Source organism: Phytohabitans sp. LJ34 (assembly GCF_052068095.1).
Lineage (GTDB): Bacteria > Actinomycetota > Actinomycetes > Mycobacteriales > Micromonosporaceae > Phytohabitans.
In genome coordinates, this window is record NZ_JBQHDG010000016.1 from 261,585 (window position 1) to 273,216 (window position 11,632).

Genomic DNA, 11,632 nt, shown 5'->3' on the forward strand with positions numbered 1-11,632 from the left:
GAAAACCTTTTCGGGAATGGTGGCAGTGTGTTACGTCCATGTCAACAGTTGACCTTGGGACGCCAATCTGAGCAGGGGCATTGCCACCCGAGCGACTGGACCTCTGCGCCGAAAAGTTTTCGGTGCCTAGGCGTACACGGCGCGCACGGCGTCGACGAACTGCTGCCCGCGCGCCGAGGCCGGGCCGTCCTTCGCCGGAAACAGCTCGGTGCGCAGGCCGTAGGTCAGCTCCAGCTGCACGCCGGCCCCGTCGGCGTCCTTGTTGACGAAGTTGTCCGGCGACGTGCCGGCGATGTCGGCCGGCGCGGGCCGCACGACCGTGAAACCGGCCGCCCGCAACGCGGTGGCGAGCGCGACGCCGGTCTCGGTGTCCCGTCCTCCGATGTAGACGACGCTGCCCGCCTTGGACGTGCCGTGTACCGACAGCGCGTGGGTCCGCTGTCCGATCAGGATCAGGCACTCCTCGACGTCCCAGTGCTCGCTCGTCACATGCAGCCGCGGATAGTTCTGCCCCGCGGGCAGCTTGCCCTTGAACTGGCACTGGGTGTGCTCGCTGCCCGCGATCGCACTCGCGATCTCACTGGTGCGCGGCTCGATCGACCCGCCGTGCGGCGCGACCACGACGAGCGGCGAGTCGGTGACCGTCCACGTTAGATCGAACGCGACCCCCTCCTGCTCCACCTTGCGCAGCGCGGTCATCGACGGGTACTCCGCGACGGTGCCCGGCGTGGCGACCGCCTGCCGCACCGGCGGGCGGCCCGCCTGCGCGCCGCCGTATCCGATCAGGAGCACGAGCGATCCGGCGATGGTGCCGAGGACCAGGCGCGTGAGTCGGTCCATTGTGGTCTCCTCACGAGGTGACAGGGTTGGCGCGCAGGCCGCCCTCGGCGCCCGTCCAGGGGCCGGTGGCGGGGCCGGGCAGGTCGGAGCGGGCGATCGACAGGACGGCCGAACCGGTCGCCGCCGGGCGGTCGTCGCGGGTGACGAACGCGAGCAGGCCACCGTCGAGCAGGAGCATGCCGTCGACGCCGCCGCGCCCCGGCAGAGCGAGGTGGGTGGTGACGGTCAGGTCCGGCGCCGCCGACTGGAGGCGCCCGTCGCGGAGGAAAGCGACGCGGCCGTCGGCGGCCAGCACCGGCCCGACGGTGTAGTAGCCGGGCAGGACCGGGCCGTCGGTCATCGTGCCGTCGGGATGCAGCAGCCGGAGGCGGCACCGCGAAGGCGTGCTGTTTTCCAGCTCTACGACGCGGATCACGCCGTCGGTGCCGACCAGCGCCCGCCCGTGGCTCGGCCACTCGGCCACGACCGCGCCGTCGCCGTCGAGCAGCCGCGTGCCGAACGCGCCGTATCCCTGCTCCCCGACCAGGAAGCGCCCGCTCCCGGCGATGGCGCGGTCACCGGACGGCGCCGGCGCGGTGCTCCACAGTAGACGGCCGGTGTGCAGGTCGACGCAGAAGCTGACGCCCAGCCCGCCGGCGACCTCGAAGAACGTGGCCAGCACCCGGTCACCGCTGACCAGCACCGGCTCCCACCGGGTCGTGCGGAACGTCTCGGCCTTGTACGCGGATATCGGGCGGGGCTGCCAGCCGGTGGCCACGCCCACCTCGGTGATCCCCGGGTACGCCATGTCGGGCGCCGGCAGGTCGGTGACCCAGCGGCGGCGGCCGCGGTCGTCGAGCAGCTCCAGCCGGGCGGGCGCGGCCCCCGGGGCGTTGCTCCCCCACACGACGAGCGCGCCGCCGGCGAGCAGCACGAACGCGTCGATGGCACGGTCGCTGTGCCCACCGTCGAGAGTGAACCGGCGGCCCGACTCGCCGCCCGGAAGTGTCTCCTCGAGCACCGCGCCGCCGCCGACCCAGACCCCGCCGTCATCGGCGACCCGCGGGCCGCGGTGGCCGTCGACCGGACGCGCCCAGAGCAGCCGGCCCGCCAGGTCGACCGCACACAGGCGCGTGCCCTCGGCACCGCCGGTGACGGCGTAGACCGGCCCGCCCGGCCCGGCCGCGGCGATCGATCCGGGCTGGCCCGGCAGCTCGACGGACTCGACCGCCCAGTCGCTGACCGCGTCGCTCATCGCCTGCATACTAGCGGCCGTCGATGGCAGCTCCACCTTCTCGGCCCGAAACCCGATTCATCGAGATTTGGGCTACCGCGACGTCCGCCGTGGTCCCGACCGCTGCTCCCGCGGCCTCACCCGTCCGCTGCCGGTCACGGTCACCCTTTGCGGCCTCCGGCCCGTCGCGGGGCCATATCGGTGGTCGCGCCGGGCCCATGGGCCGGATTGGATTTGCGAACCCGCGGAGGGTGAGGCCGCGGGAGCAGCGGTCCGGACCCAATGCCACCCACCCTAAGTCGATCAAGGGGCTGACCTGGACATTCCGGGGCGCGCGGGTGACAGGACCGGCAAGCGCCCACGGCCCCCCATGGATTTCCCGCCCGCACAGGCTGGGCCGGCCTCGCCGGCCACCGTCTGTGACGCAGCGTCGGCGGGCTCGGTTGAGAAACGTCAAGATCTAGGAGAGTTAGGGTTGAAATAGCGCCCTAACTCTCCGAGATCCCCCTAGATCCCGAATCTTGGGCCGCGTGTACGGCGGCGACGGTTACTCAGGGCTACGAAGCTCCTGCTTCAAGGCTCCCGCCGCCTGGTCGGCGACAGGCATCGTGGACAAACATCCCGGACCGCGGGCCGCGCATCCGCACAGGCAAAGCGTGACCGCGACCAAACGCGAGGGTGAGCCGCAAGCAACAGCGGACGGGTGAGGCCGGCGGGAGCAGCGGTCTGGACCACGACGGACATCGCGGTAGCTCACATCTCTCGAATCGGGCCCTTGACGCCGCGCACGCCGAAGCCGCCGGCGGGCCGGACCCAACCGGGGCGTGGGGTGCCGGGGTATACCGGGGTATGAGACCGCCGATCCCGATTGCCCGGTTGGCAGCCGACCAGCCGGCCGACGCGGGTGAGTTCACCGAGTGGGTGCGGCCGCACCTGCCGGCGATGGCCCGGTTGGCGGCGCGCCTCGCGCCGCGGGCCGATCGGGACGACGTGGTGCAGGAGGCGCTGGCGCGGGCCTGGACGAAGCGGCGCAGCTACCGTCCAGACCGGGGTTCGCCGGCGACCTGGCTCCTCGCGATCACCGCGGACCAGGCGGCGAAGGCGCGGCGGCGGGCGGACTCGGTCGGCCGGATCGCGGCCGCGCTCGCCTCGCTGCGCGGGACGAAGGTCGAGGCCAACACCGGGCAGGTCGACCTGGAACGCGCGCTGGCGCAGCTGACCGCCCGGCAGCGGCTCGCGATCGACTGCGTGTACTTCGTCGGGCTGACCGTGGCCGAGACCGCCGCGTTGATGCGCTGCTCGCCGGGCACGGTGAAGTCGACGCTCTTCGACGCCCGGGCCCGGCTGCGGGTGCTGCTGGCGGTGACGGGATGAGGAGGCACCGGTGAACGAGGACGTCGACCAGATCCTCACCGACGCGGCGGAGCGCTGGCAGGCCGCGCAGCCGCCCCCGCCCGAGCCGGACCAGGCCCGGTGGGCCACCGAGCGGACGTCGCTGTGGCGGCCGCGCGCGGCGCGGTTCCTCACGGTCGGGGTGGTGGCCGCGGCGGTCGCGGCGACCATCGTCGGCAGCATGGCGCTCTGGCCCGAGGCGGCCGGCGGGCCCGAGCAGGTCCCGGGGTCGACCACCGCGGCGCCCACCGGCAGGCCCGATCCGGCCACGCTGGTAGTCCGGGACGGCGACGTGGTGGAGGCGGCGGGCGAGGTCGAGGTCGACGAGGGGAAGCCAGTCCGGTTCTGCCCGCCCGCCGTGCGGGCGCTGCCGGTGCGGGCGCTGCCGGCGCCATGCCCGTTCGCACTCACCGCGACGGGTGTCGACCTCGACCGGCTGGCCAACCGGAAGGTCGGCGCCGAGGGCCGGCTCAGCGGATGGGCACGCCTGCGGGGTGTCTACCGCGCCGGCACGTTGGCGGTGACCGAGCAGTGGGCGGAGCTCCCGGAGAACAAGCCGCCGCGGCGCCCCACACCGGCGGCGTGCCAGCCACCGTCCGGGGGCTGGCGCACCGGAGACCGCGCGAACTCGGACCGGCTCGGGCAGTTCGTCAGCCGCCACCGCGATCGCTTCTCCGGACTCGACATCACGCATCCCGCCGGTGCTCCCGCATCGACCATGGTGATAGTCGTCGGCGTCGTGGGCGAGGATCCGGCGACGGTCCAGGCGGAGTTGGCCCGGCTCTACGACGGAAACGTCTGCGTCGTGGCCGCGCGAAACACCCTCGCCACGCTGGACCGGGTCAGGTGGGCCGCGGCCGACGTGATGGGCGACCGGCGGTCGACCATCCACTCCGTCATGACCGGCGACGACGACGCCGGCGACGCCCGGGTCGCCGTCGGAATGGTGCGGCTCGACGCCGCCACCTACGACAGGCTCCGCCCGATCGGCTTCGACCGGCTCAGCCTGAACCCGTGGCTGAGGCCGGTCCGCTAGGACCGTTCCTCACCGCCGTCACCGGGGTGGCCGCCGGCCACCCGCTCGGTGCCGTCGCCTTGACCAACAGATCGAGGGACGTCAAAATGATGCTCGCGTGTTGAACGTTCAACCCGAGGAGCACACATGAGGTCTCGATATGCCGCCATCTCGGCGGTGGCCGCCCTGGTCGTCGCGGTCGGCGCCGCCGTCGTGGGGGGCCCGAGCGCTCCGGCGCAGGCGCTCGACAACGGGGTGGCGCGCACCCCACCGATGGGCTGGAACTCGTGGAACACCTTCGGGTGCAACATCAGCGAAGGCCTGATCCGGCAGATGGCCGACGCCATCGTGAGCACCGGGATGCGTGACCGCGGCTACCAGTACGTGGTCGTCGACGACTGCTGGTTCAACCCCAACCGCGACTCGGCGGGCAACCTACAGGGCGACCCCTCGCGCTTCCCTTCCGGCATGAAGGCGCTCGGCGACTACATCCACAGCAAGGGGCTCAAGTTCGGCATCTACCAGGTGCCGGTCGACAAGACCTGCGCGCAGTACTTCGGCAGCTACCCGGGCGCCACCGGCAGCCAGGGCCACGAGGCGCAGGACGCCCGCCAGTTCGCCGCGTGGGGCGTCGACTTCCTGAAGTACGACTGGTGCTCCCCCAACGGCACCATCAACGACCAGGTCGCGACGTTCGCCAAGATGCGTGACGCGCTGGCCGCCACCGGACGGCCGATCGTGTACAGCATCAACCCCAACAGCATCCACGAGAAGACCGGGCCGCTGCGCAACTGGAGCGACGTCGCGAACATGTGGCGCACCACCGAGGACATCACCAACGCGTGGAACACCGGCCAGACCAACGGCTACCCGATGGGCATCCAGAACATCGTCAACGTCAACGTGCCGCTGGCCTCCTACGCCGCGCCCGGCGGCTTCAACGACCCGGACATGATGGAGGTCGGCCGCAGCGGCCTGACCGACACCGAGCAGCGGTCCCACTTCGCGCTGTGGGCCATCATGGCGTCACCGCTCATCGCCGGCAACGACGTCCGCGGCTCCAGCGCGGCCACGCTCGCCATCCTCAACAACGCCGACCTCATCGCGGTCAACCAGGACTCCCTCGGGCTGCAAGCGACTCAGGTGTCCAACGACGGCACCCGCCGCGTGCTCGCCAAGCGGCTGGCCAACGGGGACGTGGCGGTGGCGCTGTTCAACCAGGGGGGCTCGACCACCACGGTCTCGACCACCGCGGCCGCGATCGGCAAGAGCGGCTCGTCGTTCACCCTGCGCGACCTGTGGACCGGCGCCACGTCGAGCAGCACCGGCGCGATCTCGGCCAGCGTGCCCGCGCACGGCACCGCCGTCTACCGGGTCAGCGGCGGCGGCACCACGAACCCGCCGACGACCTTCCGGCTGCGCGGCGAGGCCTCGGGCCGCTGCCTGGACGTCAACCTGGGCGGGTCCGCCAACGGCACGCAGATGCTGATCTGGGACTGCCACACCGCAGCCAACCAGCAGTTCACCCAGAACGGGCAGGCGTTGCAGGTGCTCGGCAAGTGCCTGGAGACGCCCAGCAACGCCACCTCCGGCACCCGGGCCCAGATCTGGGACTGCAACGGCGGCGCGAACCAGCGATGGACCTTCAACAGCAACGGCACGATCAGCAATGCCCAAAATGGACTGTGCCTGGACGTCAACGGCGCCAGCACGGCCAACGGCACCGGCGTGATCGTGTGGAGCTGCCACACCGGAGCCAACCAACGCTGGTCCCGCGCGTAGTCACGCCATTGGGGGGTCGTGGTGCTGGTGCCACGATCCCCCTCAGGCGCTGCCGCCGACCGTGAGCTCGGTGGGGACGATCAGGCCGGGACGGCCGGTGGGGCCCGAGGCGATCTCCGCCAGGCAGCGGGCGACGAGCTCGCGGGCGATCCGCTCGACCGGGATCCGCACGCTGGTCAGCACCGGCTCGGTCAGCAGCCCGACCGCACCGCCGTCGAAGCCGGTGACCGCGATGTCCTGGCCGACCCGCAGCCCGGCGGCCTGGCAGGAGTTGACCACCACGACGGCGACGGCGTCGCTGCTGGTCACGATCGCGGTCGGCCGCTGGCGGCGAAACAGGGCGCGGACCCAGCCGCGGATCTCGTCGTCGCTGCCCCGAAACACCCGGTCCGCGCCGATGCCGAGCCCGTGCCTCGCCAGCCCCAGGCGGAGGCCGTCGAGGCGCTCGCCCTTCCAGTACTCGTCGCCGCCGGCGCCCACGTAGGCGTAGTCGCGGTGTCCCGCCGCCACGAGGTGGTCGACGAGCTGAAGCATGCCGGCGACGTTGTCCACATCGACCCATTGCTGCGGCAGGCCTGGCGCGGTGCGCCCGAAGCACGCGAACGGGATCCCCTCCTCCGCGAGGAGGCGCACGCGCGAGTCGTCCACACTGGACTCGTCCAGCACGAAGGCGTCGACACCGCGGCGGGCGATCAGGTCGCGAAAGGCCGGGGCGGGGTCGTCGCCGTGGTGGGTGAACACCACGATCTGGTGCTCCTCCCGCGCCGCCGCCTTGACCAGCGCCTGCACGAAGCCCAGCGTGAAGCCGCTCACCACCTCGAGCTGCGCACCGGACATGTGGTATCCGAGCTGGCGCGTGCGGCGGGAGCGCATGGTCTGCGCGGCGCGGCTCGGCTTGTAGGCCAACGCCTCCATCGCCGCCACGACACGAGACTCGGTCTCGCGGCTGAAGGCCGCGCGCCCATTGAGCACATTGGAGACCGTCTGCCGCGAGACGCCCGCCAGCCGCGCCACGTCGACGATGCTCGGCCGGCCGGGACGCCGCGGCCGCGGAGCGGAAACCTCATGCTGATCGATCGGTACAGGATACTGCCACCGGCCGCACTTGTTTTAAAAGGAAAGTTTCCTAATGGTATCCCTTGGGGGTGGGGACCTCGGCCGCCCGAGCGCCTAAGAATGGTCAGCCATGGGCACCCCACATCAGGTTTCTCGCCGTAGATTCATCTCGGGCGTCAGCGCGACGGCGGCGGGTGCGGTGGCCGGCGCGGCCGCTCCGGCGTTCGCCGGACACGGCGCCGCCGAGGCCGCCACGCCCTCCGACCGGTTCGGGCGCATGTTTCCCGGCCTGCCGCCGTTCGTCGCCGCCGACAGCCGCAGCCGCGCGGCACTCACCGACATCGGCCGGGCCGGCGGTCCCCTGGACGCCCGCGACCCGCTGCACGAGGGCCCGATCCGGCTGATCACCAACCCGGAGCTGAGCCCCCGAAACCGCGACAACCCCTTCCACACCGCGGGAACGACCTTCCTCGGCCAGTTTCTCGACCACGACATGACGTTCGACACGACGTCGCGCCTGGCGGTGCCGACACCGCCGGAGACGACGCCCAACGTCCGCACCCCCGCGCTCGACCTCGACTCGGTCTACGGCGGCGGCCCGGTCGCCAGCCCGTCGCTCTACCAGCCGGACCGCGTCAAGCTGCGCATCGAGTCGGGCGGCCTCTTCGAGGACGTGCCACGCACCGCCAGCGGGACGGCCATCATCGCCGACCCGCGCAACGACGAGAACGTCATCATCTCCGGCCTCCAGGCGGCGATGATCCTGTCGCACAACCGGGCCGTCGACCAGCTGCGCGGCCAGGGCGTGCCGACCAACCAGCTGTTTGACCAGGCCCGCCAGCTCATCACCTGGCATTACCAGTGGATCATCGTGAACGAGTTTCTGCCCCAGGTGGCCGGCCACGGCATCACCCAGGACATCCTCGCCCACGGCCGCCGCTTCTACCGCCCCGAGCCGGGGCCGGCGTTCATCCCGGTCGAGTTTCAGGGCGCCGCGTACCGCTTCGGCCACAGCATGGTCCGTCCCTCGTACCGGGTCAACCTGGCCGGCAACCCGGACGGCACCCCGTTCTTCGGCTTCATCTTCGACCCCGCCGGCGAAGGCCAGGCCGACCCGGTCGACCTGCGCGGCGGCCGGCGGGCCCGGCGGCGGTTCATCGGCTGGCAGACGTTCTTCAACTTCGGCGACGGGCAGGTGCGGCCCAACAAGCGCATCGACCGCACCATCTCCACGCCCCTGTTCAACCTCCCGCTGGGCGCCATCGCCAGCGGCGACCCACCGACCTCGCTCCCCCAGCGCAACCTGTTGCGCCACCTCACCTGGAGCCTGCCCTCCGGCCAGCGCGTCGCGAACACCATGGGCTGGGGCGCGCTGACCCTCGACGAGCTGGCCCACTACGGACTCGGCCTGGAACGCAACACTCCACTGTGGTATTACATCCTCGCCGAGGCCGAGCTGATCGGCGACGGCATCGTGCTCGGCCCCACCGGCGGCCGCCTCGTCGGCGAGGTCTTCATCGGCCTGCTACAGCTCGACTCCCGCTCCTACCTGCGGGCCGCCCCGCCCAACTGGCGCCCCACGCTGCCGGCGCAGACCCCCGGCACCTTCAAGATGACCGACCTGCTCCGCTGGGCCCGCGTAGACCCGGCCAGCCGCGGCCAGTAACCGAGCGTCGAGCCGGCCGACGTTAGTATGTCGATCATGAGACCGCTCACCGGCGGAGGCCTTCGCGGGGTCTGGGGCACCGTGCTGCTGCCGCTGCGCGACGACGACACCATCGACTTCGGCCGGCTGGGTGAGCAGCTCGACCGGCTGGCCGCGGCCGGGTTGAACGGCATCTACGCGCACGGGACGGCGGGCGAGTTCAACACGCTCGACGGCGACGAGTACGACCGGATCAACGAGCTTGTCGCGGCCAGCGGGGTGCCGTTCCAGATCGGGGCGAGCCACCCCGGCGCGCAGGCGACCCTGGACCGGGTGCGCCGGGCCAAGCACCTGGCGCCCGGCGCCTTCCAGGTGATCCTGCCGGATTGGGTGCGGCTCCACGACGACGAGGCCGTGGCGTTTCTGACGCGGGTGGCCGAGGAGGCGGACCCGGTGCCGCTGGTGCTGTACAACCCGCCGCACGCCAAGACTCCGGTGCCGCCGGCGCTGCTGAGCCGCCTCGCGGCCGCGGTGCCGAGCCTTGTGGGCACCAAGACGGCCGGCGGTGACCGCGACTGGTTTCGGGCCATGCGCGACGCCGCGCCCGACCGCGCCATCTTCGTGCCCGGCCACACCCTCGCTTCGGGGCTGGCCCTCGGCGCGCACGGCAGTTACTCCAATGTGGCCGCGATGTCGCCGGCCGGTGCCGTCCGCTGGTACGAGACCGCGTTGCGGGCCCGGCCGCCGGCCTGGAGATCGAGCGGCGCGTCAACGCGTTCTTCGCCGCGCACGTCGCCCCGCTGCAAGCGGACGGACTGTCCAATCCGGCCCTCGACCGCTTTCTGGCCGCGGTCGGCGGCTGGACGGACGCCGGTACCCGTCCACGATGGCCACTTCGCGGCGCCCCCGACGGCGCCGTCGAGGTGGCCCGCCGCGCCGCTCGCGACATCGTCCCGGAGCTGTTTCAGGACTGATCCCGTGCCCCGGGGCAGCGCGCCGCCGCGGTTGTGGCTAGTATCCCGTCCGCTACATCACCAGAAGTGATAACTCCTCGAAGGGATACCCGTGAGCACCACGACCACAAGCGCTACCGGGCAGAAGACCTGGCTGGTCGCCCTGCTGCTCTGCTTCTTCCTCGGCATGCTCGGCGCACACCGCTTCTACGTCGGCAAGGTCGGCACCGCCATCCTCCAGATCGTGACGTTCGGCGGGCTGGGCATCTGGGTCCTGATCGACCTCATCATGATCATCGTCGGCAAGTTCACCGACAAGCAGGGCCAGGCCCTGGCCCGCTGACACCGGGTCACCACGCGGATCGGGGCTGGCCCTTCACCGGGCCAGCCCCGCCGCCGTCATACGGACGGGTCGGAGGCCTGGACGGCGGGACGCGCGGACGCGCCGCCCTCGGCGCTTCGAGGACGCACCAGGTAGCCGAATCCGGCCGCGGTGAAGAACATGACGAGACTGTAGACAGCCGCCGGTATCGCGATCTCGGTGCTGTCGAGCAGCGTCGTCGCGATGACGATGGCCAGCGTTCCATTGTGGATGCCGACCTCCATGGCCGCCGCCACCGACTCGGCGCGGCCGACCTTCGCCAGTCGCGGCGCGAGATAGCCGACGGTGAGGCTGATCAGGTTGAACGCCAGGGCGGCCACCCCGGCCGCCTCGAAGGAGTCGGCCAGGTTGTCCCGCTCCTGGAAGATCGCGCCGGCGATCACCAGCACCAGCACGGCGACCGACAGGATCCGCACGGGGCGATGCATCCGCTCGGCGAACTGACGCCAGCGCGACCTGACGAGCATGCCCAGCCCGACCGGCACCAGCACGATCGCGAAGACCTGGAGCACCTTGTCGAACTGGAGGCCGACCTGGCCCGTTCCCGACAGGAAGTAGTCCAGGGAAAGGTTGACCACGAGGGGCAGCGTAAAGACCGCGAGCACTGAGTTGACCGCGGTGAGGGTGACGTTGAGTGCCACGTTGCCGCCGAAGAGGTGGCTGTAGAGGTTGGCGGTCGTGCCGCCGGGCGAGGCGGCCAGCAACATCATGCCCACCGCGAGCGCGGGTGGCAGATCCAACGCCAACACCAGACCGAAGCACACCGCCGGGAGCAGCACCACCTGGCAGACCAACGCCACGAGCACCGCCTTGGGGAACGCCACGACGCGCCGGAAGTCGGCCACGACGAGGCCGAGCCCCAGCCCGAGCATGACGATCCCGAGGGCGACGGGCAGGAACACCTGGGTCAGGATCGAATCCATGCCCGAGGATTCTTCACGTCTCCTGGTCGCGCTGCCCATCGGCCGAAGGGATCAAGCGCGGCCACGACCTCGATCGGCGGCTCACCGCCAGATCTTGGTACCTGGTGGCCCCTGTGGGTTTGCGATCTGATCGCGGTGTTTCACCGCCTGCGTGGGGCGACCGGGTGCCACGCTCATTGGCTGTCGACCTAGCGCACAGACGGGGCAGCTCGACAGCTCGGCGTGAGCGCGGGCCGGCGGCGGGACCGGTCAGGCCGCGCGAGCGGCGGTCTGGACCACGAAGGTAGGGCTCTGCGACGGCGCGAAACACCCTCGGGCTTGTCCCGCGGACCCGGCAGTGGACGGCCGGGGATTTCGGCGAGCGCTGCGAGCCGCCGGCCGGGAGCGGTGCCCGCGGGAGCATACGGTCCGCAGCTGACGCGGACGCGGGC

At 71.6% G+C, this 11,632-nt stretch carries 10 protein-coding genes; 6 read left to right on the forward strand and 4 right to left on the reverse strand.

The features are described from left to right. Nucleotides 1-126: 126 nt before the first annotated feature. Both ACTMTJ_RS27665 and ACTMTJ_RS27670 read right to left on the reverse strand, forming a co-directional pair. A complete protein-coding gene (locus tag ACTMTJ_RS27665) occupies nt 127-840 on the reverse strand; it encodes a poly-gamma-glutamate hydrolase family protein (RefSeq protein ID WP_441220959.1) in 714 nt (237 codons plus the stop codon). Between the two features lie 10 nt (nt 841-850). Then, nucleotides 851-2,074, reverse strand: a complete 1,224-nt coding sequence (locus ACTMTJ_RS27670; protein WP_441220961.1) for a hypothetical protein — start codon at nt 2,072-2,074, stop codon at nt 851-853. Between the two features lie 855 nt (nt 2,075-2,929). On the opposite strand from ACTMTJ_RS27670, the gene ACTMTJ_RS27675 reads away from it, so the two are divergent. The 3 genes from ACTMTJ_RS27675 (at nt 2,930) to ACTMTJ_RS27685 (ending at nt 6,242) form a co-directional block, all read left to right on the forward strand. Continuing rightward, nucleotides 2,930-3,427, forward strand: a complete 498-nt coding sequence (locus ACTMTJ_RS27675) for an RNA polymerase sigma factor (RefSeq protein ID WP_441220962.1) — start codon at nt 2,930-2,932, stop codon at nt 3,425-3,427. A 10-nt stretch (nt 3,428-3,437) separates the two neighbouring features. Continuing rightward, entirely contained in the window at nt 3,438-4,481 is a 1,044-nt protein-coding gene (locus ACTMTJ_RS27680) for a hypothetical protein (protein WP_441220964.1), read from the forward strand. Nucleotides 4,482-4,607: 126 nt separating this feature from the next. Beyond that, a complete protein-coding gene (locus tag ACTMTJ_RS27685; protein WP_441220966.1) occupies nt 4,608-6,242 on the forward strand; it encodes a glycoside hydrolase family 27 protein in 1,635 nt (544 codons plus the stop codon). A gap of 42 nt (nt 6,243-6,284) precedes the next feature. Here ACTMTJ_RS27685 and ACTMTJ_RS27690 read toward each other — a convergent pair whose 3' ends face one another. Next, entirely contained in the window at nt 6,285-7,256 is a 972-nt protein-coding gene (locus ACTMTJ_RS27690) for a LacI family DNA-binding transcriptional regulator (protein ID WP_441220968.1), read from the reverse strand. A 172-nt stretch (nt 7,257-7,428) separates the two neighbouring features. Here ACTMTJ_RS27690 and ACTMTJ_RS27695 point away from each other — a divergent pair, with 172 nt between their 5' ends. Genes ACTMTJ_RS27695 through ACTMTJ_RS27705 form a run of 3 tightly spaced genes read left to right on the forward strand, consistent with a single transcriptional unit; the run spans nt 7,429 to nt 10,239 of the window. Next, nucleotides 7,429-8,964 (forward strand): peroxidase family protein, encoded by a 1,536-nt coding sequence (locus ACTMTJ_RS27695; protein WP_441220970.1) that lies wholly within the window; start codon nt 7,429-7,431, stop codon nt 8,962-8,964. 36 nt (nt 8,965-9,000) lie between these two features. Next, nucleotides 9,001-9,987: a dihydrodipicolinate synthase family protein gene (locus tag ACTMTJ_RS27700; RefSeq protein WP_441220972.1), complete on the forward strand. Its 987-nt coding sequence runs from the start codon at nt 9,001-9,003 to the stop codon at nt 9,985-9,987. Nucleotides 9,988-10,008: 21 nt separating this feature from the next. Continuing rightward, nucleotides 10,009-10,239 carry a TM2 domain-containing protein gene (locus ACTMTJ_RS27705; RefSeq protein ID WP_441220973.1) on the forward strand — a complete coding sequence of 77 codons (231 nt, stop codon included), beginning with the start codon at nt 10,009-10,011 and terminating at the stop codon, nt 10,237-10,239. 56 nt (nt 10,240-10,295) lie between these two features. On the opposite strand, the gene ACTMTJ_RS27710 is transcribed toward ACTMTJ_RS27705, so the two are convergent. After that, entirely contained in the window at nt 10,296-11,201 is a 906-nt protein-coding gene (locus ACTMTJ_RS27710) for a bile acid:sodium symporter family protein (protein WP_441220975.1), read from the reverse strand. Between the last annotated feature and the right edge of the window lie 431 nt (nt 11,202-11,632).